Source organism: Pseudonocardia nematodicida (genome assembly GCF_040105385.1).
GTDB classification, from domain to species: Bacteria; Actinomycetota; Actinomycetes; order Mycobacteriales; family Pseudonocardiaceae; genus Pseudonocardia; species Pseudonocardia nematodicida.
Genome location: NZ_JBEDNQ010000004.1, coordinates 74,219 through 95,643, shown reverse-complemented (window position 1 = coordinate 95,643; position 21,425 = coordinate 74,219). Strand labels below are relative to the sequence as shown.

Genomic DNA, 21,425 nt, shown 5'->3' with positions numbered 1-21,425 from the left:
CCCGCGGCGGCGCGCCTCTACGCTCGTCGACCGTGCGAATCCTGGTCGTGGGAAGCGGCGCGCGCGAGCACGCCATCATGGTGTCCTTGGCGCAGGATCCGGAGGTGACGGCCCTGGCCTGCGCCCCCGGCAACGCGGGGACGGCGGCCGTCTCCGAGACGCTCGGCCTCGACGTCTCGGACAACGACGCGCTCGTGGCGCTGGCCCGGAGCTGGGAGGCAGACCTGGTCGTCGTCGGCCCGGAGGTGCCCCTGGTCAACGGCGCGGCCGACGCGGTGCGCGAGGCCGGCATCCCGTGCTTCGGCCCGGGGCGTGAGGCGGCCCGGATCGAGGGGTCGAAGGCGTTCGCCAAGTCGGTGATGAGCGCGGCGGGCGTGCCCACGGCGTCGTCGGTGGTGGTGGACAACCCGGCCCACCTGGAGACGGCGCTGAGCGTGTTCAGCCCGCCCTACGTCGTCAAGGACGACGGCCTGGCCGCCGGCAAGGGCGTGGTCGTCTCGTCCGACGTCGAGGTGGCCCGCGCGCACGCGCTGGGCCTGCTCGACGCCGGACACCCGGCCCTGCTCGAGTCCTTCCTGGACGGTCCGGAGGCGTCGCTGTTCTGCCTGGTCGACGGGACGACCGTGGTCCCGCTGCTCCCGGCCCAGGACTTCAAGCGGGTCGGCGACGACGACACCGGGCCGAACACCGGTGGCATGGGTGCCTACTGTCCGCTGCCCTGGGCCGGTGCGGGGCTGGCCGACGACCTCGTGGAGCGGGTGGTCCGGCCGGTGGCCGCGGAGCTCGAGCGTCGCGGCGCGCCGTTCTCCGGGTTGCTGTACGCGGGGCTGGCGCTCACCTCGCAGGGCCCGGCGGTGATCGAGTTCAACTGCCGGTTCGGCGACCCGGAGACCCAGGCCGTGCTGGCCCTGCTGCGGACCCCGCTCGCGCGGCTGCTGCACGCGACGGCCACCGGCACCCTGGCCGAGCAGCCGCCCGTCGAGTGGGCCGAGGGCTCCGCGGTGACGGTCGTCGTCGCCGCCGAGGGCTACCCGGCGACCCCGCGACTCGGCGACGTGATCACCGGGGCGGACGGTGACGGCGTCCTGCACGCGGGGACCCGGCGCCGCGAGGACGGCGCGGTGGTCTCCAGCGGCGGGCGGGTGCTCTCGGTGGTGGGGACGGGACCCGACCTCACCGCGGCCCGGGCCGATGCCTACGCGCGGCTCGAGCCGGTGCACCTGGCGGGCTCGCACCACCGGACCGACATCGGGTTGCGCGCCGAACGCGGGGAGATCTCGGTCCCGACGGGGTGATGTTTCGCCGACGTTACCGCCATGTGGATTAGTGATGTTGCTCCAAACGGCGCAAAACAATGATCAACCTGGCTGATCTTGCGATCTGCAATCCGGTGCATCGGAGGCGTGTGCAGAGCTCGTGAACACGCCGTAAAACCGGACATGATCGTTTGATCGTCGCGTGGCGGCCGTGGACAGTTCCTGATCACGAGGGCACAGCCGGTGCCCTTGAGTCACAGGAGGATCCATCATGGCCAACGCTCCCCGCCGTCGCCGCGCCCTGACCCTCGTCGGTGCCGCGATCGCCGCTCCGCTGGCGACCCTGGCGTTCGCCGGTTCGGCCCAGGCCGCCGAGCTGACCCCGGTCGCCGAGTACCTCGACGAGACCATCGCCGACACCGAGTCGCAGATCGGCGAGGTCCTCGACGCCCTCGGCCTCGAGGCGTGATGACGCGCGGGCCCCGCCCGCGCACCTGAGAGCCGGTCGTGGGAACCGGCTCCCACATCCGGGTCCGGCACCTCGCCGCCGCGACGGTGCCGGACCCGTTGCACCACGGTGGGTCGCGCGCCCGGACCCGGGCTCCCGTCCGGGCGCGCGACCCCTCCGAGCGGCGGCGCCTACGCTCGCGGGGTGACCGTGCCGTCCGCCCCCCAGCTGTCCGTCGCGGCCCGCGCCGCCGTCGCCCCGTTCCACGTGATGGACGTGTGGGCGGCCGCCGCCGTCCGTGCCCGCGAGCACGGCGACCTGATCAACCTGTCCGCCGGGCAGCCGTCGACCCAGGCCCCCGAGCCGGTCCGCGCCGCCGCGATCGCCGCGCTGCAGTCCGAGGTCCTGGGCTACACCGTCGCGCCGGGGATCCCCGAGCTGCGTGACGCCGTCGCCGGGCACTACCGCCGCACGTACGACCTCGCCGTCGACCCGTCCGACGTCGTCCTGACCACCGGGTCGTCCGGCGGGTTCCTGCTGGCCTTCCTGGCCGCGTTCGACGCCGGGGACCGCGTCGCGATGGCCCGGCCCGGCTACCCCTGCTACCGCAACATCCTCGCCGCGCTGGGCTGCGAGGTCGTCGAACTGGCGTGCGGGCCGGAGACCCGGTTCCAGCCGACCGTCGAGATGCTCGAGGAGCTCGACGAGCCGGTGAAGGGGCTCGTCGTGGCCAGCCCGGCCAACCCGACCGGCACGGTGCTCGCTCCCGCGGAACTCGCCGCGCTCGCGTCCTACTGCGAGGAGCGCGGGATCCAGCTGGTCAGCGACGAGATCTACCACGGCATCTCGTTCCCGGGCTCGCCGGCGACGACGAGCGCCTGGGCGACCTCGCGCGAGGCGCTGCTGGTGAACTCGTTCTCGAAGTACTTCTCGATGACCGGCTGGCGGCTGGGCTGGCTGGTGTGCCCGCCGCGGCTGCGCCGGACCATCGAGGGGCTGGCCGGGAACTTCACCGTCTGCCCGCCCGCGCTGCCCCAGCACGCGGCGCTGGCCGCCTTCGACGGGGCGAGCTACGCCGAGGCCGACGCGCACGTCGTGCGCTACGGGCGCAACCGCGACCTGCTGCTGTCCGGGCTGCCGGAGATCGGGATCGACCGGCTGGCCCCGGCCGACGGCGCGTTCTACGTCTACGCCGACGTCGGCCACCTGCTGCGACCCGGCGAGGACTCGATGGGGCTCACCTACCGGCTGCTCGACGAGACCGGCATCGCCGTCGCGCCGGGTGCGGACTTCGACCCGGTCGACGGCGGGACGCACATCCGGTTCTCCTGCGCGGGTACCCCGGAGGCGATCACCGAGGCGCTCGGCCGGCTCCGGGCCTGGGTGTAGCCCGGTCCAGGCCGACCAGCGTGCGCAGCCCGGTCCGGGTCGTCACGGCGGGCGCCCCGCGGAACAGCCAGATCGCGATGACCGGGTCGCAGATCGCGCACCCGAACGACGAGTGCGACAGCGCCGGGATGATCGGCGCACCCTTGAGGTGGTGCACGACGTCCCAGGCGGTGTGCAGGAGCCAGCCGACGCCGAGCCACCGGTAGTCCCGCAGTCCGAGGTAGGCGCACGTCGTGACGACCGCGGTGAAGGCCAGCTCCCACAGCCCCAGCGCGCCGCTGCTGATGTAGGCGGCGCCGGCTCCGGCGACCATCACGGCGTTGAACTTCTGCCGCCCGGGTTCGGGGATCAGCGAGGCCAGCACGACGTACACGACGCCGACGAGGATCGGGGCGAGGATGCTCACGAGGCCAAGATACAGTCAGACTGAAACTCATCCCACCTGTGAGTGCTTTCCGGGGTCCTGGCCCCGGAAAGTGCTCACAGGGGCGTCAGCCCACTCGGGGAAACTGGGCGGGCGGTCCGCCCGGTGAGCCGGTGCTCGACGGGCCGACCTCACCGATCCGGTTCAGGGCCGCGGTGACGTGCTTCTCGGCGACGTCGCGGTGGGTCATCAGGCGCAGCTTGCCGGCGATCGCGCCGGCCCGGACGCCGGCGTCGGCGAAGGCCGCGATGGTGCCGCGCAGGTCGGCGACGTCGAGCAGCACGATGTTGGTCTGCGGCTCGCGGACCCGCCAGCCCCGCTCGCGCAGCCCGGTGGCGAGTGTGGTGGCCAGCGCGTGGTCCTCGGCGAGCCGGTCGGCCTGGTCGAGCGCGACCAGGCCGGCCGCGCCCAGCACGCCGCCCTGCCGGACCCCGCCGCCGAGCATCTTGCGCAGCCGCCGGGCCTGCTCGACGAACTCCGCCGACCCGGCGACGACCGATCCGACCGGTGCGCCGAGACCCTTGCTCAGGCAGACCGACACGGTGTCGGCACCGACCGTCAGCGCCCCGGGCGGCACGCCGAGTGCGACGGCGGCGTTCCACAGCCGGGCGCCGTCGAGGTGCACCGCGAGCCGGGCGGCGCGCGCCGCGGCGGCGACCGAGGCGTGCTCCTCCGGGGCGGTGATGGTGCCGCCGGCCGAGTTGTGCGTGTTCTCCAGGCACAGCAGCGCCGGGCGCAGCGAGGCGTAGAAGCCGTCGTCGACCGCGGCCCGCCGGACCGCCGACGCGGTGACCTTGCCGGGCCCCCCGTCGTGCGGCAGCGGGCGGGGCATGCCGCCGGCCAGCCAGGCGGCGGTGCCGAGCTCGAAGTCGAGGACGTGCGCACCCTGTGGGGCGAGGAACGACTGACCCCGGGACAGGTGGCTCATCAGCGCGATGATGTTCGCCATCGTGCCGGTCGGCGTCCACAGCGCGTCGGCGGCGCCGAGCAGCCCGGCGACCCGCTCCTCCAGCGCGCGCAGGGTGGGGTCGCGGTCGAGGACGTCGTCGGCGACCTCGGCGCCGGCCATGGCCTTGCGCATCTCGGGGGTCGGCACCGTGACGGTGTCGGAGCGCAGGTCGATCGGCTCGTCGTCGGGGACGGCCTCGCGCGCACTGCGCGACGCGCGACGGCTTCGAGGTGTCGGACGCACGCCCTCAGTCTCGTTCATCGGCATCCGGAGCGACACGGCAGGGTCACGAAATGGTCACGGGATACCCCGCCACCTGCACCGACACCGGCGTGAACTCCGCCATGCCACTCGGAGGGACGACCGTCCGGACGGGCAGGATGGGGGTATGGCCGCGCCGGGGAGACAGACCGAGAAGGGCGAGCGGCGGCGCGCACTGCTCGTCGACGCCGCCGCCGACCTGCTCGCCGAGGGCGGCTTCGAGGCGATCCGGCACCGCGCCGTCGCCGAGCGGGCCGGCGTGCCGCTGGCGGCGACGACGTACTACTTCTCCTCGCTCGAGGATCTCGTCACGGCCGCGCTCGACAGCCTGGCCCGCGCCGAGCTCGCCGACGCCCGGCGGTTGCTCGAGCTGCGCGACGACCCGGCCGAGATCGTCCTCGACCTCCTGCTGGGACCCCGCTCGCGGACCGAGGGCCTCGACGCCGTGCTGCGCCGGTTCGAGCGGCTCATCGGATCCGGGCGCCGGCCGTTCCTGGCCACGGTCCTGCGCGAGCAGCGCGTCGAGTTCGACGCACTGCTCACCGAGGCGCTGGCCCGCGCCGGTTTCCGCCCCCGTCCCGGTGGTGTCCGCCGGGTCACCGCGCTGGTCGACGGCGCCGTGCTCTCCGGGCTGATCGAGGCCGCGCCCGACCCGCGGGGGATCGCCCGGGAGGCGCTGGCCGAAGCCGTCGCCGAGTGAGCGGCGCCGCGCCATTACCATTCCCGCACGTGATTCCCAACGTGCTGGCCGCGCGCTACGCGAGCCCCGAGCTGGTCCGCCTCTGGTCGCCGGAGTACAAGATCCAGCTGGAGCGCCGGCTGTGGATCGCGGTGCTGCGCGCCCAGCGCGACCTCGGCATCGAGGTGCCGCCGTCGGTCATCGACGACTACTCCGCCGTCGTCGAGCAGGTCGACCTCGCCTCCATCGCCGCCCGTGAGCGCGTCACCCGGCACGACGTGAAGGCCCGCATCGAGGAGTTCAACGCCCTCGCCGGTCACGAGCACGTGCACAAGGGCATGACCAGCCGGGACCTCACCGAGAACGTCGAGCAGCTGCAGATCCGGCTCTCGCTCGAGCTCGTCGCCGACCGCACGGTCGCGGTGCTGGCCCGCCTCGGCCGGCGCGCCGGTGAGCACGCCGAGCTCGTCATGGCCGGGCGCAGCCACAACGTCGCCGCGCAGACCACCACCCTGGGCAAGCGGTTCGCCTCCGCCGCCGACGAGCTGCTCGTCGCGCACGCCCGCCTCGAGGACCTGCGCTCGCGCTACCCGCTGCGCGGGATCAAGGGCCCGATGGGCACCTCCCAGGACATGCTGGACCTCCTCGACGGCGACGCGGCCAAGCTCGACGACCTGGAGCGGCGCGTCGCGACCCACCTCGGCTTCGCCGAGGCGTTCACCAGCGTCGGGCAGGTCTACCCGCGCTCGCTGGACCACGACGTCGTCACCGCCTTGGTGCAGCTGGCCGCCGCGCCGTCGTCGCTGGCCACGACGATCCGGCTGATGGCCGGCGCCGAGCTCGCCACCGAGGGCTTCGCCCCCGGCCAGGTCGGGTCGAGCGCCATGCCGCACAAGATGAACGCGCGTTCCGCGGAACGCATCAACGGGCTGATGACGATCCTGCGCGGGCTCTCGGTGATGACCGCGGACCTGGCCGGATCGCAGTGGAACGAGGGCGATGTCAGCTGCTCGGTGGTGCGCCGGGTCGCGCTGCCGGACGCGTTCTTCGCCCTCGACGGGCTCTTCGAGACCACGCTGACCGTACTCGACGAGTTCGGCGCCTACCCCGCGGTGATCGCCCGCGAGCTGGACCGCTACCTGCCCTTCCTGGCGACGACGGCGGTGCTGATGGCCGCCGTCCGGGCCGGTGTCGGGCGGGAGACCGCGCACGAGGTGATCAAGGAGCACGCGGTCGCGGTCGCGCTGGCGATGCGCGAGCAGGGCCAGGCCGACAACGACCTGCTGCAGCGCCTCGCCGGCGACACCCGCCTCGGCCTGCCCGAGGGCACCCTCGACGGCCTGCTCGAGGACCCGCTGCGCTTCACCGGCGCGGCATCCGCGCAGGTCGCGGGCGTGAACGAGAAGATCGCCGCGATCACCGCCGAGCACCCCGAGGCCGCCGCCTACACACCCGGAGGGATCCTGTGAAGCTCGTCCACTCCGGCAAGGTCCGCGAGCTCTACCTGGACTCCTCCACCGACCCGGCCGAGCTGCTGCTGGTCGCCTCGGACCGGCTGTCGATCTACGACGTGGTGCTCCCGACGCCGGTCCCGGACAAGGGCGCGATCCTCACCGCGCTGTCGCTGTACTGGTTCGACCGCACCGCCGACCTGGTGCCGAACCACGTGCTCGGCACGCACGACATCCCGGACGAGTTCGCCGGCCGCGCCGTCCGCTGCCGCCCGCTGCAGATGCTGCCGGTGGAGTGCATCGCCCGCGGCTACCTCACCGGCCTGGGCCTGAAGGAGTATCAGAAGGACGGCACCGTCTCCGGCGTCCGGCTGCCGGACGGCCTGGTCGAGGGCTCGCAGCTACCGGAGCCGATCTTCACCCCGACCACGAAGGCGCCGGTCGGCGAGCACGACGAGTTCATGACCTACGACGACGTCGTGTCCCTGCTGGGCGCGGACACCGCGGCCCGGCTGCGCGAGCTGACCCTCGAGGTCTACCGGCGCGGCGCCGAGTCGGCCGCAGGGGGCGGGATCCTGGTCGCCGACACCAAGCTGGAGTTCGGCCGCGACGCGGGCGGCGAGATCGTGCTGGGCGACGAGGTGCTGACCCCGGACTCGTCCCGGTTCTGGCCCGCCGACTCCTACGAGCCGGGCCGGACGCAGTTCTCCTTCGACAAGCAGTACGTGCGCGACTGGTCGGCCGGCCTGGACTGGGACCGCACCGCCCCCGGCCCGGAGGTCCCCGCCGAGGTGATCGGGGTCGTGCACGACCGCTACGCCGAGGTCTACCAGCGGATCACCGGCACGCCCTGGGGGTCGCCGACCGCGCACTGAGGCCGGCTCGGCCTGTCCGGCCCGCGCGTGATCCTTGTTCCGGTTCCGTGCGGTGCCGTCGTCGGCACCGATCGGAACCCGCCCGATGATCACCGCCCGGCCCAGGCAGGCACGGGCGGCCCGGGCCGTGTCCGGTGGAGTTCCCCGCCGTTCAGCCGGCGTCCAGGGCGTCGAGCAGGGCGGTGGCGGTCGGAGTGTCGGTGACCAGCCGGTTGAACAGCCCCGCCCGCACCCCGCCGACGATGCTCGGCGCCTTCTCCGCCCCGACCGCGACGGCGATCTTCCGCGGCACGCATCGCAGCTGCTCCGGCGAGATCCGCACCATCCGCTCGCTGCCCGGGAACGCGATCTCCCCGCCGTCGGCGCGGTAGAAGTTCAGGCAGACGTCCCCGACGCCGGCGCGCAGGCCGTCGTCGTCCAGCGGGACCGAGGTCGAGATCGACTCGCGGCCGGCGGGCGGGGCCCCGACCCCGACGAGCGCGGCGCCGGCGTGGTCCCAGAACCCGGTGACCCGGCGGAACTCCGGGTCGTCGGCGAGCGTCGTGCGCATCGCCGGTGACGGCATGGCCTGGGTGAACAGGAAGTGCGGGCGGCCCTGCATCCGTTCGGCGACGGCCCGGGTGATCTCGTTGGTCTGGTGCCAGGCCTCCGGCTCGGCCACCCCGCCGACGGTCGGCACGATCTCCAGGCCCGGTACCGCGGGCAGCGCCTCGTGGCTGAGCTCCCACACCGTGCGGCCGGACGACACCAGCAGCACGTCCCCGACACCCAGTCCTGCCTCGCGCAGGGCCTCGCCGACCGGCTCGGCCAGCGCCGCGCCGAGATCGGCCGACGCCGCGAACGGCGCCAGCCACACCCGGTCGATCCCCAGGGCGTCCGCGAGCCGGGTCGCGGTGTCGCCGCCGGAGTGCAGCGTGTCCGGGTCGTGCACGGTGATCCGGACGATCCCGATCCGGCGCGCCTCGGCCAGCAGCCGGGAGACCGTCGGCCGGGACACGGTCAGCCGCTCCGCGATCGTGGCCTGGTTGAGGTCCTCCAGGTAGTACAGCCGTGCCGCCCGGTGCATCAGCCCCAGGTCACGACGTGAGAAGCCCCGCGGCGCCATAGCCGCCCCCTTCCGCTCCCGGACGATCCTGCCACCGACCGTACTGCACGTTTGTTCACATTGGAACCGATGTGTTGACCGATGTTCACGTCAGAACGCATGCTCAGGGTCGAGCGCATGCACCTGTTCGCATGGCACCAATGGAGGTTCCGCCGTGGCTGAGAACTCACGCCTTCCCACCCGGATGCAGGCCGTCGTCGTACACGGTCCCGAGGACTACCGGCTCGAGGAGGTGGACGTCCCTCAGCCCGGCGCCGGTGAGCTGCTCATGGAGGTCGAGGCCGTCGGCGTGTGCGCCAGCGACCTGAAGTGCTACCACGGTGCCGCCAAGTTCTGGGGCGACGAGAACCGCCCCGCCTGGGCCCAGACCGGCCGCACCCCCGGCCACGAGTTCGTCGGGAAGATCGTCTCCGGCGACGCCGACGGCCTCGCGCTGCACGGCGTCGAGCTCGGCGACCGGGTCGCCTGCGAGCAGATCGTGCCCTGCGAGGAGTGTCGCTACTGCCGGCGGGGCCAGTACTGGATGTGCGGGCCGCACGACATGTTCGGCTTCCGCAACTTCGACGGCGCGATGGCCCAGTACATGCTGGTCCCGACCCGCGCCCGGGTGCACAAGGTCTCGAAGGACCTCGAGCCGCATCACGCCGCGTTCGCCGAGCCGCTGTCCTGCGCGCTGCACGCGGTCGAGCGGGCGACGATCTCGTTCGACGACGTCGTGGTGGTCGCCGGCTGCGGCCCGATCGGCCTCGGCCTGATCGCCGGCGCCCGCGCCAAGAACCCGAAGCTGCTGATCGCGCTGGACCTCGACGACGAGAAGCTCGAGCTGGGCCGCCGCACCGGCGCCGACCTCACGATCAACATCGGCTCCGAGGACGCCGTCGCCAAGGTCAAGGAGCTGACCGACGGCTACGGCGCCGACGTCTACCTGGAGGGCTCGGGCGCGGTCCCGGCCGTCGCGCAGGGCCTGAACCTGCTGCGCAAGCTCGGCACCTTCGTCGAGTACTCGGTGTTCGGCTCCGAGGTCACCGTGGACTGGTCGATCATCTCCGACGACAAGGAGCTCGACGTCCGCGGTGCCCACCTCGGCCCGCACTGCTGGCCCGCCGCGATCAAGATGCTGGAGGACGGCAAGCTCCCGATCTCCGACATCTGCACCCACCAGGTGCCGCTCGCGGAGTTCCAGAAGGCCCTCGACCTCGTCGGCGACACCTCCGGGTCGTCGGTCAAGGTCTCGATCCTCCCGCACGCCTGAGAGGCCACCGATGAGCAGCGCTGCCATCAACCCACCGCAGAACGAGACCTTCCTCGACCGCCTCGGCATCCCGAACTCGCTGCGCTGGGGCTTCCTCGGCGTGCTGGTGTTCATGACCGGCAACGGCACCGAGTCGAACTTCATCTCGCCGCACATCGAGGCGGTCCTCGGTTCGCCCGAGGCCACCGTCGCCACGATCATCTCGATGTACGGCCTCGCCGTACTGATCGCCAGCTACCTGGCCGGCGCGCTCGCCGACCTCTGGGGGCCACGCCGGGTGATGACCCTCGGCGTGTCCGTCTGGGTCGTCTTCGAGGTCCTCTTCCTGCTCAGCCTGCAGGCGGAGAGCTTCTGGGGCGTCGTCATCACCTACTTCCTGCGCGGCTTCGGGTACCCGCTGTTCGCGTTCGCCTTCCTGGTCTGGATCTCCGCGGTCACCCCGTACCACCGCAACGGCGCCGCGGTCGGCTGGTTCTACGTCATGTTCACCGGTGGCCTGCCCACGCTGGGCTCGCTGTTCGCGATCGGCATGATCCCGGCGTTCGGCGGGTCGACCGGTGGTGAGACCGCCGCGATGATCGGGGCGACCGGGCTGGTCGTCGCCGGCTGGGCGATCTGCCACTTCGGCGTCCGGGAGGGGCACGCCCACCAGCGGCTCGCCCCGGCCGGCGAGACGAACGCCCAGGTGCTCACCGCCGGTCTCCGGCTGACCGCGAAGAACCCGAAGATCCTGATGGGCTTCCTGGTCCGGCTGATCAACACCGCGCCGCAGTACGGCATGTTCGTCATCCTGCCGGCGGTCATCGCGGTCGACCTCGGCTGGGGCCAGAGCCGCTGGCTGACCATGACGGTGTTCGTCTACGCGACGAACATCCTGGTCAACGCGGTCTTCGGCTGGGTCGGCGACAAGTGGGGCTGGCGCCGCACGGTGCAGTGGTTCGGTGTCTTCGGCTCGGCCGTGGGTCTGCTGCTCTGGTGGTACGTCCCGCAGGCCGTCCCGGCCGGCTCCACCTGGGGCTTCTGGGTCTCCGTCGCGGCCGGCTGCGTCTTCGGCTGCCTGCTCGCCGGGTTCGTCCCGATGGGCGCGATCATGCCCGCGCTGGCACCCGACCACAAGGGAGCCGCGATGGCCATGTACACCACCGCCGCCGGTGGCGCGGCCTTCCTGGGCGCGGCCGTCGTCGCGATCATGCTGGGTCTCGGGACCGGGAACGTCGGCGTGGTCTGGGCGTTCGTCGTCCTCTACGGAGCGGCCTTCGTGATGATGTACTGGCTCGACGTGCCCCAGCACGCGGAGGACCTGGAGTCCTCGGCCGACCAGTCCGAAGTGCAGGAGAGGACATGACCAGGATCTACGACGACCCGGCCGAGTTCGCCGACGACCAGCTGGCCGGGTTCCTCGACCTCTACTCCGACCGCGTCCGCGGCGTGCACGGCGGAGTCGTGAGCCACCGCGCGGAGGAGCCGCAGGTCGCCGTGGTGATCGGCGGCGGATCCGGGCACTACCCCGCGTTCTGCGGGACGGTCGGGCCCGGCCTGGCGCACGGCGCGGTGGTCGGCAACATCTTCACCTCGCCGTCGGCGGCCCAGGCGTACTCCGTCTGCAAGGCGGCCGACCAGGGCCGGGGCGTCATCCTCAGCTTCGGCAACTACGCCGGCGACGTGATCAACTTCGGGATCGCCGCCGAGCGGCTGCGGGCCGAGGGCATCGACACCCGCATCGTGATCGTGACCGACGACGTGGCCTCCGCCGAGGAGGAGGAGAAGCGGCGCGGCATCGCCGGCGACTTCACCGTCTTCAAGGTGATGGGCGCGGCCGCCGCCGCGGGCCACGACCTCGACGAGGTCGAGCGGCTCGGCCGGGCCGCGAACGCCGCCACCCGCAGCCTCGGCGTCGCCTTCTCCGGCTGCACGATGCCGGGCGAGGACGACCCGCTGTTCACCGTCCCGGACGGGCACCTCGGCCTCGGCCTGGGCATCCACGGCGAGCCGGGCATCCGGGACGTCGAGATGCTGCGGGCGAAGGACCTGGCCGAGCTGCTGGTGTCCGAACTGGTCAAGAACGCGCCGGCCGACGCCGGCCGGCGGGTCGGCACGATCCTCAACGGACTCGGCACGACCAAGTACGAGGAGCTGTTCCTGCTCTGGGGGCACGTCGCGAAGGGCCTGCGCGACGCCGGGCTCGAGATCGTCGACCCGGAGGTCGGCGAGCTCGTGACCAGCCTGGACATGGGCGGCTGCTCGCTCACCCTCATGTGGCTGGACGACGAGCTGGACCCGCTCTGGCGGGCCGACGCCTACACCCCCGCCTACCGCAAGTCCGGGTCCCCGCTCGCGGCGCTGCGCGAGCCGACGGCCGACGAGCTGGCCGAGGCCGACGCCGTCGTCACCGCGCCGGAGGCCGGCGAGGCCGCGATCCGGCTGGCCGGCACCGTCCGCGACGCCTTCGCCGCGATCGAGGCGACGCTGCGGGAGCACGAGCACGAGCTGGGCCGGATCGACGCGGTCGCCGGGGACGGCGACCACGGCCGCGGCATGCTCAAGGGCGTCACCGCCGCGACGGCCCGGCTCTCCGACGCCGGCGAGGACGTCGGCGGTGGCTGGCTGCTCCAGCAGGCTGGGCAGGCCTGGGCCGAGCGGGCCGGCGGCACGTCGGGCGTCCTCTGGGGCGCCGCGCTGGAGGCCTTCGGGCGGCACCTCGACGACCGGGCGACCGGGTACCCGGCGGACGTGGTCGTCGGGGGCGTGCGGGAGTTCGCCACCACGATCCAGCAGCTCGGCGGGGCGCAGCCGGGGGACAAGACCCTGCTCGACGCCCTGCTCCCGTTCGTCGACGACCTGGAGCAGCGGGTCTCGGGCGGCGAGGAGCTCGCCGCGGCCTGGGCCGGCGCGGCCGAGGTCGCGACGGCGAAGGGGGCCGAGACCGCGGACATGCGTCCCCGGATCGGCCGGGCGCGCCCGCTCGCCGAGAAGAGCGTGGGCACCCCCGATGCCGGGGCGACGTCGATGGGACTGGTCGTCACCGCCGTCGGGAACGTACTGAAGGAGAGGAACCAGTGAGCGACAAGCTCCGCATCGTGGTCGGCGCCGACGACGCCGGATTCGACTACAAGGAGAAGCTCAAGGCCGACCTGCAGGCCGACGACCGGGTCGCCGAGGTGATCGACGTCGGCGTCGGGCCGGACGGGCACACCGCCTACCCGCACATCGGGGTGGCGGCGGCCCGCAAGGTCGCCGACGGCGAGGCCGACCGCGGGCTGCTGATCTGCGGCACCGGGCTCGGCGTCGCGATCTCGGCGAACAAGGTGCCCGGCATCCGGGCCGTCACCGCGCACGACCCGTTCTCGGTCGAGCGCTCGGTCAAGTCGAACGACGCCCAGGTGCTCTGCATGGGGCAGCGGGTGGTCGGCATCGAGCTGGCCCGGATGCTCGTCAAGGGCTGGCTGGACCACCGGTTCGACCCGCAGTCCGCGTCGGCCGAGAAGGTCGCCGCGCTGAACAGCTACGACACCCGCGACGGAGACCGGCTCGCCGAGGCGGGAGCGGTCGGGACGGACTGTTAGATGTTCGATCTCACCGGTTCGGTCGCCCTGGTCACCGGGGCGGCCTCCGGGATCGGCGCCGAGGTGGCCCGCGCGCTCGCCGCGCAGGGCGCCACGGTGGCCGGTGCCGATGTGAAGTCCGACGGGGTGCCCGAGGTCTGCGCCTCGGTGCACCGCGTCGACGTCTCCGATCCGGAGGCCGTCGAGGCCTGCGTGCGCGAGGTCGTGGACGCCCACGGCCGGCTCGACGTCCTGGTCAACTCGGCCGGGATCGCCCGGCTGTCGAAGGCGCTGGACACCTCGATCTCCGACTGGCGCCTCACCCTGGACGTCAACCTGACCGGCTCGTGGCTGATGGCCAAGGCGGCCGGGCGGGTCATGGTCGATCAGGGGTACGGGCGGATCGTGAACCTGGCCTCGCAGGCCGCGAGCAGCGGGCTGGACTCGCACGCCGCGTACTGCGCGTCGAAGGCCGGGATCAACGGCCTGACCCGGGTGCTGGCCGGTGAGTGGGGGCCGTCCGGGGTCACCGTGAACGCGGTGTCGCCGACGGTCGTGCTCACCGAGCTGGGCAAGGCGGCCTGGGACAACCCGGCCGGCGAGGCGCACAAGGCGGAGATCCCCGCCCGGCGCTTCGCCGAGCCGTCGGAGATCGCCGCGGCGGTGGTCTACCTGGCCTCCGTCGAGGCCGCGATGGTCAACGGCGCCGAGCTCAAGGTCGACGGCGGCTTCACGGCCCGCTGAGCGGACCGGGGCGACCCGCCACGTCCGCACCGACCTGGCGAGAACCCGGCGCAGGGGTGCGACGACGGTGCCGGGGTGCGACAGCGGGCGCCCGGCGCCGGACCGGTCGGCGTTCGTCGCCGGAACGACCCCCGGTCCTCACATGCGGTTCACGTGGGTCGGGCTCAATGGTCGGCATGAGCACGCTGCTGGTCTCGCTGTCCGGCCTGACCGACGCCGACGACGCCGACCGCGCCCGCGCCGTCGCGTTCGCCGCCGAGCTCGACGGCCTGGGCGTCCCGCTCACCCACCTGCTCCAGCCACGCCGCGCGGGCGGAGACCCGTTGCGGCACGACGACGACCTGGTCCGCTGGATCGCAGGCCGGGTCAACGGCGGCGACGACCTGCTGCTGCACGGCTACGACCACACCGCCGACCCGATCGGGATCTGGCAGAACGGCACCGTGCCGAGGATCGGCCGGCGCACCGAGTTCGGCGCGCTGCCCCGGCACGAGGCGATGCTGCGGCTCACGGCCGCCCGCCGGGTGCTGGCCGCGACCGGCCTGTCCACCGACGGGTTCGCCCCGCCGCGCTGGATCGCCTCCGCGGGCACGTGCGAGGCGCTGGCCGCGCACGGCTTCAGGCTCTGCGCGGACGAGGCGTCCCTGCGGGTTCCCGGCACCGCCGACGCCCTGCGCGCGCGGGTGCTGACCTTCCGCAGCACCGAGCCGTGGCTCCGCGGGTGGGCCGAGCCCGGCCGGGGGGAGCGCCCGGCCGGTGACCGCCGCCGGTGCCGGGCACTGCTCCAGCAGGCCACGAGGACCGCGCGCCGCGGCGGCATCGTGCGGATCGCACTGCGCGCCAAGGATCTCCGCCGCGAGGAGCGGGTGGCGGGCGCGCTGGCCGCGATCGACGCCGCCCGTGCCGCGGGCGCGGCGCCCTCCGTGCACCGGGGACTGTTCACGGTCACCGCCGCCGCGGCCTGACCCCACCCGGACGCCGACGACGGCGTCCCCCGAAGACCATCCGGCGAGGCCCGGTTGTCCACAGTGTGCGTTTCCTGTGGACAACCGGAGCCGCTTGTGGATAGACGGCCGAAGATCAGTCGGTCCGCAGGCCGAGCACGCAGAACTCGTTGCCCTCCGGGTCGGCGAGGACCGTCCAGGGCGGCCGGCCGGCACCGTTCTGACCCACGTTCACCCGCGTCGCCCCCAGCATCAGCAGCCGGGCGACCTCGGAGTCCCGGACGCCGTCCGGGCGCAGGTCGATGTGCATCCGGTTCTTCGCCCGCTTCCCCTCCGGTACCCGAACGAAGATCATCCCGGGCGTCACGCCGGGCGCGGGCTGGATCTCGAACTCGTCCGGCGAGGGGTTGACCACCACCCAGTCCAGGGCCTCGGCCCACCAGCGGCCCAGCCGGACCGGATCGCTCGCGTCGACGGTCACCTGCTCCCAGGTCATCGCCATCAGACGTCGACCGCCGTCTCGCGGTCCGGCACCAGCAGGGTCGTGCCCTCGGGGCGGAGCTGGTCGAAGAACCGGTAGTGCATCGCCGGGGTCGCCAGCGTCTGCTCGTGGATCGGGACGACCGTGCGCGGCGCGACGGCCCGCAGGTAGTCGACGGCCTCGGCGACCTTCAGCCACGGGGCGCCCGTCGGCAGCAGCAGCGTCGCGAGATCGTCGAGCCCGGGCGGCACGTAGGCGTCGCCGGGGTGCAGCAGGTGCCCGTCGACCAGGTAGCCGTTGTTGGCGACGAGCGGGATGTCGCGGTGGATCACGGCGTGGTCGCCGGACCCGACCACCGCGACGTCCGCGCCACCCAGCGTCAGCCGGTCGCCCGGCGCGGCGACGCGGGCGTCGATCCCGTCGAGCCGGCCGGCGGTCTGCCCGTCGCTGACCAGCGCCGCGTCCGGGTTCGCGCGCAGCAGAGCCGTCAGCCGCTCGGCGTCGACGTGGTCGGCGTGCTGGTGGGTGATCAGGATCGCGTCGAGGCCGTCGAGCGACTCGAACCCGGACGAGAAGGTGCCCGGGTCGAACAGCAGCCGGGCGGCTCCGGTGTCGATCAGGACGCAGGCGTGGCCGAAGTGCGTCAGGTGCATGGCCCCAGCATCCCCGCTCCGGCCCGGTCGTGGTGACCGCGGCACGCTGCGGGCCGGCCGGTCAGGTCTTCGGGGTCGGCTGGTAGGCGAGCAGCAGCCACCGCCCGCCCTCGCGCACCCAGACCGCGGCGCACCGGTTCGCCAGGGTCTTCCCGACCCCGCCGGCGGTGATCAGCGCGTTCATCTCGCCGATGACGACGGCCGTGTCCCCGCTGACCAGGATGCGGTCGATCGGGTGCTCGATCCGGTGGTAGACGTAGTAGCCGTCCCGGGCCTTCGCCAGGTACTCGTCGAGGGTGTCGACCACGGCGTTGGAGTGCGTGTAGACCAGATCCGGGTGGCAGAGCTCGGCGTAGGAGTCCCAGTCCCCGGCCGCGGCGGCGGCGTAGCGGCGGGCCTCGAGCTCACGGACCTGGTGCTCGACGGTCGTGTCCACGGTGGTCGTCCTCTCCTCGTGACGGTCTCCGGAGATCATGTCCTCATCGGGCCGGCCGGCGCGATGAGTTCGCGCCGCGTTCCCGGTCCACCGGGCATGGACACCCACACTCTCCACCTGGCCGACGCCGGGATCGTCTACGACGTGCACGGTCCCGACCCGGCGTCCGGCGAGCGTCCGCTGCTGGCGATCGGCCAGCCGATGGACGCCACCGGTTTCCGGTCGCTCGCCACCCACCTGGCCGATCGCCGCCTCGTCGCCTACGACCCGCGCGGGCTGGGCCGCAGCACCCGCAGCGACGGGCGCACCGACCACGACCCGCACGTCCAGGCCGCCGACCTGCACGCCCTGATCGCCGAGCTCGGCGCCCCGGTGGATCTGTTCGCCTCCAGCGGGGGAGCGATCACCGCGCTGGCACTGGTGGCGTCCTACCCGGACGACGTGCGGACGCTGGTGGCGCACGAGCCGCCGCTCATCGAGATCCTGCCCGACGCCGTGGCCGCGCGCCGGGTCGTCGACGGCTACCGGGACGCCTACTCCCGGCGCGGCTTCGGTGCCGGGATGGCCGCGTTCATCGCGGCGACGTCCTGGCCGGGGGAGTTCACCGACGAGTTCCTCGCCCAGGACCCGCCGGAGCCGGCCGCGTTCGGCCTGCCCGCAGAGGACGACGGCTCGCGCGAGGACCCGCTGCTGTCCGACCGCTCGCGGGCGGTCATCGAGCTGGTGCCGGACACGGCCGCGCTGGCCGCCGCGCCCACCCGGATCGTGCCGGCGGTCGGGGAGGAGACCGGCGATGCGCTGACCGCCCGCACCACCCGCGCGCTCGCCGCGCTGCTCGGCACGCAGGTGGTGGTGTTCCCCAGCCACCACGGCGGTTTCCTCGACGGCGAGTTCGGCTGGCCGGGCAAGCCCGCGGAGTTCGCGGCCCGGCTGCGCGAGGTCCTGCGGGACGTCCCCGTGTAGCCCTCAGACCGCGTCCAGCAGGGCCTTCTCCTCGGCGGGTGTCAGCCCCGCCTTCCGCTCGCGGTCGAGGCCCAGCTCCCGTTCCCGGTCGAGCGCGGCCCGGGCGGTCTCGGCGACCGGCCGGGTGGTCAGGCCGGCGTCGAGGGTGGCGGTGGCGTCCCGGTCGACCATGCCCCAGTGCGTCCCGGGCAGCCAGAACGGCAGCGACCGCGGTCCCGCCCAGATGTTCACGTCCCGGGCCTGCAGCGTCTCCGCGGGCACGCCGACGAGCTCGAGGTCCGGCGCCCCGACGGCCGACGCGATGCCGGCGTACAGGTCGGCCAGGGTGCCCCGCGGCCCGGTCCCGTCGAACGTGCCGGCGGTCCCGTCGGCCGCGCACCGCACGATCCACTCCGCCAGGTCCCGGACGTCGACGATCTGTGCCGGGTGCCCGGGCACGTCCGGCACCACCGCCGGACCGCCGCGGGCGAAGCGGGCGGCCCAGTAGCCGAAGCGGTCCATGTCGTCGTACGGCCCGCACATCAATCCGCCGCGGACGACGAGTGCCCGGTCACCGAGCCGGTCCCGGACCGCGTCCTCGCTCGCGACCTTGGCGGCGCCGTAGAGGTCCGGGTCGGTGTGCTGCCGTGCCGGGTCGGGCCGGCCGTGCAGCGGTGCGAGGGTCGGCTGGTCTACGGTGCCGCCGCGTGGGCCGGGGTCGGCGTAGGCGTTGATCGAGGAGACGAACGTCCAGTGCCCGGTCCGGTCGGCGAGCGCGTCGAGGGCGTCGCGCACCCAGGGCGCGGACATCGTCGCGACGTCGACGACGGCGTCGAACGACTCCGTGCCCAGCGCGGCGGCGACCGCGCCCGGCTCGGACCGGTCGAGCACGACCGGCGACGCGCCGGCCGGTGCAGACCCCGACACACCACGGTTCGCGCAGGTCACGTCGTGCCCGGCGGCCAGGGCCGCCTCGGCGACCGCGCGGGAGAGGAAGACCGTGCCACCCAGGACGAGAACGCGCATGGCCCCATGGTGAGACCCTGCACGTCGAGGGGGCAGTACCGTTCGCCGTGGGCTGAGAGAAGCTCGCGGAACGAACCTCTACGCTGATCGCGTGGCCAGAGTGGTGGTGGACGTGATGCCCAAGCCCGAGATCCTCGATGTCCAGGGTCAGGCCGTGACCCGGGCGCTCGGCCGGATCGGGGTCTCCGGGGTCAGCGGCGTGCGGCAGGGCAAGCACTTCGAGCTCGAGGTCGACGACGCGATCGACGACGAGACCCTGCACCGGCTGGCCGGTTCGCTGCTGGCGAACCCGGTGATCGAGGACTGGACGGTGACCCGCCTGTGAGCAGCGCAGGGCGCGTCGGGGTGATCACCTTCCCCGGCACCCTCGACGACGTCGACGCCGCCCGCGCGGTGACCCGCGCCGGTGCCGAGGCGGTGCCGCTGTGGCACGGCGACCACGACCTGCGGGGCGTGGACGCGGTCGTCGTCCCGGGGGGGTTCTCCTACGGCGACTACCTGCGGGCCGGCGCGATCGCGTCGCTGGCGCCGATCATGCGTGAGGTCGTCGACGCGGCCGGTCGCGGACTGCCGGTGCTCGGCATCTGCAACGGCTTCCAGATCCTCTGCGAGGCGCACCTGCTGCCCGGAGCGCTGGTCGCGAACGCCGGGATGCACTTCCTGTGCCGGGACCTCACGCTGACCGTCGAGAACGACCGGACCGCCTGGACCGGCGACTACACGGCCGGCGACGAGCTGCTCATCCCGCTGAAGTCGCAGGAGGGCCGCTACGTCGCCGACGCCGGCACCCTCGACGAGCTCGAGGGCGAGGGCCGGGTGGTGTTCCGCTACCGCGACGACGCGCCGAACGGGTCGTCGCGCGACATCGCCGGGATCACCAACGCGGCCGGGAACGTCGTCGGCCTGATGCCGCACCCGGAGCACGCGACGAGCACGCTGACCGGCCCGTCGGACGACGGCCTGGGGCTGTTCACCTCGGTGCTGCAGCGCGTAGTGGCCTGAACTCAGTCCGGCACCGACGCCGAGGTCACCCCCCTCGACGCCGAGAAGGACAGCGTCCGGCGCGCGGCCTCCTCGGTGTCGGCGACGACGACGGTGCTGAAGCGGCGGTCGTCGTAGACGGCGGCCAGGACGTACCGGCCCCGGTCCGGGGCCAGGGCGTAGCCGCCCTGTTCCCGGGCGCTGCCGCGCACCGTCCACCGGCCCTCGACCGCGCCGGGCCGCGCGGCGACCCCCGCCAGCAGGGCCTGGGCGTCGTCGACGGTCGGCCACGCCTCGTAGAACAGGGTGTCGCCGTTCCACGGGCAGGCCAGCCCGGCCACCGGCGCGGTGCGTCCGGACGGGCTCCCCGACGGCCGGCAGCCGACGTCACCGGCCAGCGGGAAGATCCCGCGCAGGGTGTCGCGGGCGGCGAGCTCGTAGGTGTCGCCGGTGCCGTCGTCGGTCTCGACCGGGAGCACCAGCGACCCGCCGCCCGCGCCGGTGACCAGCCCGGGCACCCAGGTGAAGGCGGCCGCCACCCCGGCCAGCAGCAGCACCGGGACGGCGAGCGCGGCGACCCACCGGCGACGCGGTCGGCGCGGCACCGGTACGGGTCCGGGGCCGGCCCGTTCGGTGATCGTCGGCGCGTCCGCGGAGCGGCCGCGCGGACCGGTCGCCGCGGAGGTCAGGGCCTCGGCCAGCGCTCCGGCCAGGGCGGGCGCGGTGTCGAAGCGGTCGCCGGGCTCCTTCGCCATGCCGCGCACCAGCACGTCGTCGACGGCGGTGGGCAGCTCCGGGCGGATCCCGGACGCGCGGGGCGGCGGCGTGCTCAGGTGCGCGAACATCAGCGCCGGGCCCTCGGCGTCGAACGGGAGTCGGCCGGTGAGCAGCTCGTGGGCGAGGCAGGCCAGCGCGTAGACGTCGGTGCGCCGGTCGACCTCGCCACCGGTGAAGGTCTCCGGCGACATGTAGGCGAGCGTGCCGACGACCACCCCGGTCGAGGTGAGCCGGGAGTGGGCCGCAGCCTCCGCCGCCCGGGCGATGCCGAAGTCGACCAGGTAGACGAAGTCCGGGGCGCCCTCGCGTTCCAGGACCAGCACGTTCGACGGCTTCACGTCGCGGTGGATCAGGCCCTCGGTGTGCGCGGCGTGCAGCGCGTCGGCGATCTGGGCGACGACCGCCGCCACCCGGGACGGCTCCAGCGGGCCGTCGGAGCGCAGGATCTCAGCCAGGTCCCGGCCGTCGACCAGCCGCATGTCGATGTAGAGCCGGCCGTCGATCTCACCGGCGTCGTGGATCGGGATGACGTGCGGCGACGACAGCCGGGCGGCGATCCGGGACTCGCGCCGGAACCGGTCCCGGAACCCGCCGGAGTCCGGCAGGTCCGCGCGCAGCCGTTTGAGCGCGACGGTCCGGTCGTTGCGGGGGTCGTGGGCCCGGTGGACCTCGCCCATCCCGCCACGGCCCAGCAGCGCCTCGATCCGGTACCGCCCGAAAGTCTCCACCCGATCCCCTCCCGCTCCGTCGACGATCATGCCGTCGAAGTGTCGGAGGGCACCGGGACGATCCGGTACCGATCCGGCGCGT

General features: G+C 73.6%; 23 protein-coding genes. 15 read left to right on the top strand and 8 right to left on the bottom strand.

The features are described 5' to 3' along the window. Nucleotides 1-32 precede the first annotated feature (32 nt). From purD to WIS52_RS10870, 3 genes are all read left to right on the top strand, one after another. Nucleotides 33-1,295 (top strand): phosphoribosylamine--glycine ligase, encoded by a 1,263-nt coding sequence (gene purD / locus WIS52_RS10880; protein WP_349298056.1) that lies wholly within the window; start codon nt 33-35, stop codon nt 1,293-1,295. A 232-nt stretch (nt 1,296-1,527) separates the two neighbouring features. Next, nucleotides 1,528-1,725 carry a hypothetical protein gene (locus WIS52_RS10875; RefSeq protein WP_349298055.1) on the top strand — a complete coding sequence of 66 codons (198 nt, stop codon included), beginning with the start codon at nt 1,528-1,530 and terminating at the stop codon, nt 1,723-1,725. A gap of 183 nt (nt 1,726-1,908) precedes the next feature. Then, on the top strand, nt 1,909-3,093 hold the full coding sequence (locus tag WIS52_RS10870) for a pyridoxal phosphate-dependent aminotransferase (protein WP_349298054.1): 1,185 nt from the start codon (nt 1,909-1,911) through the stop codon (nt 3,091-3,093). On the opposite strand, the gene WIS52_RS10865 is transcribed toward WIS52_RS10870, so the two are convergent. Continuing rightward, entirely contained in the window at nt 3,056-3,499 is a 444-nt protein-coding gene (locus tag WIS52_RS10865; protein WP_349298053.1) for a DUF6010 family protein, read from the bottom strand. The two genes, WIS52_RS10870 and WIS52_RS10865, sit on opposite strands and share 38 nt — an antisense overlap. Before the next feature lie 85 nt (nt 3,500-3,584). Then, a complete protein-coding gene (locus tag WIS52_RS10860) occupies nt 3,585-4,727 on the bottom strand; it encodes a threonine aldolase family protein (protein ID WP_349298052.1) in 1,143 nt (380 codons plus the stop codon). A 127-nt stretch (nt 4,728-4,854) separates the two neighbouring features. On the opposite strand from WIS52_RS10860, the gene WIS52_RS10855 reads away from it, so the two are divergent. From WIS52_RS10855 to WIS52_RS10845, 3 genes are read left to right on the top strand one after another with little or no spacing between them, the layout of a single operon-like run. Next, a complete protein-coding gene (locus tag WIS52_RS10855) occupies nt 4,855-5,427 on the top strand; it encodes a TetR/AcrR family transcriptional regulator (RefSeq protein ID WP_349298051.1) in 573 nt (190 codons plus the stop codon). 29 nt (nt 5,428-5,456) lie between these two features. Beyond that, nucleotides 5,457-6,875 carry an adenylosuccinate lyase gene (gene purB, locus WIS52_RS10850; RefSeq protein WP_349298050.1) on the top strand — a complete coding sequence of 473 codons (1,419 nt, stop codon included), beginning with the start codon at nt 5,457-5,459 and terminating at the stop codon, nt 6,873-6,875. Then, complete coding sequence (locus WIS52_RS10845; protein ID WP_349298049.1) at nt 6,872-7,732, top strand: phosphoribosylaminoimidazolesuccinocarboxamide synthase; 861 nt, start codon at nt 6,872-6,874, stop codon at nt 7,730-7,732. Before purB ends, WIS52_RS10845 begins: the two co-directional genes overlap by 4 nt. Before the next feature lie 151 nt (nt 7,733-7,883). On the opposite strand, the gene WIS52_RS10840 is transcribed toward WIS52_RS10845, so the two are convergent. Next, nucleotides 7,884-8,837, bottom strand: coding sequence for a sugar-binding transcriptional regulator (locus WIS52_RS10840; protein WP_349298048.1), 954 nt, complete (start codon nt 8,835-8,837; stop codon nt 7,884-7,886). Between the two features lie 154 nt (nt 8,838-8,991). Between WIS52_RS10840 and WIS52_RS10835 the strand changes: the two genes are divergently transcribed. The 6 genes from WIS52_RS10835 to WIS52_RS10810 all read left to right on the top strand — a co-directional run bounded on the left by WIS52_RS10835 (nt 8,992) and on the right by WIS52_RS10810 (nt 15,340). Further along, on the top strand, nt 8,992-10,089 hold the full coding sequence (locus WIS52_RS10835) for an alcohol dehydrogenase catalytic domain-containing protein (RefSeq protein WP_349298047.1): 1,098 nt from the start codon (nt 8,992-8,994) through the stop codon (nt 10,087-10,089). Between the two features lie 10 nt (nt 10,090-10,099). Further along, nucleotides 10,100-11,434 carry an RbtT/DalT/CsbX family MFS transporter gene (locus WIS52_RS10830; RefSeq protein ID WP_349298046.1) on the top strand — a complete coding sequence of 445 codons (1,335 nt, stop codon included), beginning with the start codon at nt 10,100-10,102 and terminating at the stop codon, nt 11,432-11,434. Then, a complete protein-coding gene (locus tag WIS52_RS10825; protein ID WP_349298045.1) occupies nt 11,431-13,149 on the top strand; it encodes a dihydroxyacetone kinase family protein in 1,719 nt (572 codons plus the stop codon). The genes WIS52_RS10830 and WIS52_RS10825 overlap by 4 nt, the downstream gene beginning before the upstream one ends. Continuing rightward, the gene (locus WIS52_RS10820; protein ID WP_349298044.1) at nt 13,146-13,652 is read left to right on the top strand and encodes a ribose-5-phosphate isomerase; all 507 of its coding nucleotides are present in this window, start codon (nt 13,146-13,148) and stop codon (nt 13,650-13,652) included. The genes WIS52_RS10825 and WIS52_RS10820 overlap by 4 nt, the downstream gene beginning before the upstream one ends. Further along, on the top strand, nt 13,653-14,375 hold the full coding sequence (locus tag WIS52_RS10815) for a GolD/DthD family dehydrogenase (RefSeq protein ID WP_349298043.1): 723 nt from the start codon (nt 13,653-13,655) through the stop codon (nt 14,373-14,375). A 176-nt stretch (nt 14,376-14,551) separates the two neighbouring features. Then, the gene (locus tag WIS52_RS10810) at nt 14,552-15,340 is read left to right on the top strand and encodes a DUF2334 domain-containing protein (RefSeq protein WP_349298042.1); all 789 of its coding nucleotides are present in this window, start codon (nt 14,552-14,554) and stop codon (nt 15,338-15,340) included. Between the two features lie 115 nt (nt 15,341-15,455). On the opposite strand, the gene WIS52_RS10805 is transcribed toward WIS52_RS10810, so the two are convergent. From WIS52_RS10805 to WIS52_RS10795, 3 genes are all read right to left on the bottom strand, one after another. Next, entirely contained in the window at nt 15,456-15,821 is a 366-nt protein-coding gene (locus WIS52_RS10805) for a VOC family protein (protein WP_349298041.1), read from the bottom strand. Further along, a complete protein-coding gene (locus tag WIS52_RS10800; RefSeq protein ID WP_349298040.1) occupies nt 15,821-16,453 on the bottom strand; it encodes an MBL fold metallo-hydrolase in 633 nt (210 codons plus the stop codon). Before WIS52_RS10800 ends, WIS52_RS10805 begins: the two co-directional genes overlap by 1 nt. Before the next feature lie 61 nt (nt 16,454-16,514). Beyond that, nucleotides 16,515-16,889: a nuclear transport factor 2 family protein gene (locus tag WIS52_RS10795; protein ID WP_349298039.1), complete on the bottom strand. Its 375-nt coding sequence runs from the start codon at nt 16,887-16,889 to the stop codon at nt 16,515-16,517. A 96-nt stretch (nt 16,890-16,985) separates the two neighbouring features. Between WIS52_RS10795 and WIS52_RS10790 the strand changes: the two genes are divergently transcribed. After that, a complete protein-coding gene (locus WIS52_RS10790) occupies nt 16,986-17,852 on the top strand; it encodes an alpha/beta fold hydrolase (RefSeq protein ID WP_349298038.1) in 867 nt (288 codons plus the stop codon). 3 nt (nt 17,853-17,855) lie between these two features. On the opposite strand, the gene WIS52_RS10785 is transcribed toward WIS52_RS10790, so the two are convergent. Beyond that, nucleotides 17,856-18,857, bottom strand: a complete 1,002-nt coding sequence (locus WIS52_RS10785) for an NAD-dependent epimerase/dehydratase family protein (RefSeq protein WP_349298037.1) — start codon at nt 18,855-18,857, stop codon at nt 17,856-17,858. 91 nt (nt 18,858-18,948) lie between these two features. Between WIS52_RS10785 and purS the strand changes: the two genes are divergently transcribed. Beyond that, on the top strand, nt 18,949-19,182 hold the full coding sequence (gene purS, locus WIS52_RS10780) for a phosphoribosylformylglycinamidine synthase subunit PurS (RefSeq protein ID WP_029239885.1): 234 nt from the start codon (nt 18,949-18,951) through the stop codon (nt 19,180-19,182). Beyond that, nucleotides 19,179-19,859 (top strand): phosphoribosylformylglycinamidine synthase subunit PurQ, encoded by a 681-nt coding sequence (gene purQ / locus WIS52_RS10775; protein ID WP_349298036.1) that lies wholly within the window; start codon nt 19,179-19,181, stop codon nt 19,857-19,859. Before purS ends, purQ begins: the two co-directional genes overlap by 4 nt. A gap of 2 nt (nt 19,860-19,861) precedes the next feature. On the opposite strand, the gene WIS52_RS10770 is transcribed toward purQ, so the two are convergent. Then, nucleotides 19,862-21,343 (bottom strand): serine/threonine-protein kinase, encoded by a 1,482-nt coding sequence (locus WIS52_RS10770; RefSeq protein WP_349298035.1) that lies wholly within the window; start codon nt 21,341-21,343, stop codon nt 19,862-19,864. Between the last annotated feature and the right edge of the window lie 82 nt (nt 21,344-21,425).

Coding starts and splice junctions, on each gene's coding strand:
- WIS52_RS10875 (WP_349298055.1), top strand. CDS start 1,528: ATGGCCAACGCTCCCCGCCGTCGCCGCGCCCTGACCCTCGTCGGTGCC.
- WIS52_RS10860 (WP_349298052.1), bottom strand. CDS start 4,727: ATGAACGAGACTGAGGGCGTGCGTCCGACACCTCGAAGCCGTCGCGCG.
- WIS52_RS10855 (WP_349298051.1), top strand. CDS start 4,855: ATGGCCGCGCCGGGGAGACAGACCGAGAAGGGCGAGCGGCGGCGCGCA.
- WIS52_RS10840 (WP_349298048.1), bottom strand. CDS start 8,837: ATGGCGCCGCGGGGCTTCTCACGTCGTGACCTGGGGCTGATGCACCGG.
- WIS52_RS10830 (WP_349298046.1), top strand. CDS start 10,100: ATGAGCAGCGCTGCCATCAACCCACCGCAGAACGAGACCTTCCTCGAC.
- WIS52_RS10825 (WP_349298045.1), top strand. CDS start 11,431: ATGACCAGGATCTACGACGACCCGGCCGAGTTCGCCGACGACCAGCTG.
- WIS52_RS10815 (WP_349298043.1), top strand. CDS start 13,653: ATGTTCGATCTCACCGGTTCGGTCGCCCTGGTCACCGGGGCGGCCTCC.
- WIS52_RS10810 (WP_349298042.1), top strand. CDS start 14,552: ATGAGCACGCTGCTGGTCTCGCTGTCCGGCCTGACCGACGCCGACGAC.
- WIS52_RS10805 (WP_349298041.1), bottom strand. CDS start 15,821: ATGGCGATGACCTGGGAGCAGGTGACCGTCGACGCGAGCGATCCGGTC.
- WIS52_RS10800 (WP_349298040.1), bottom strand. CDS start 16,453: ATGCACCTGACGCACTTCGGCCACGCCTGCGTCCTGATCGACACCGGA.
- WIS52_RS10790 (WP_349298038.1), top strand. CDS start 16,986: ATGGACACCCACACTCTCCACCTGGCCGACGCCGGGATCGTCTACGAC.
- WIS52_RS10785 (WP_349298037.1), bottom strand. CDS start 18,857: ATGCGCGTTCTCGTCCTGGGTGGCACGGTCTTCCTCTCCCGCGCGGTC.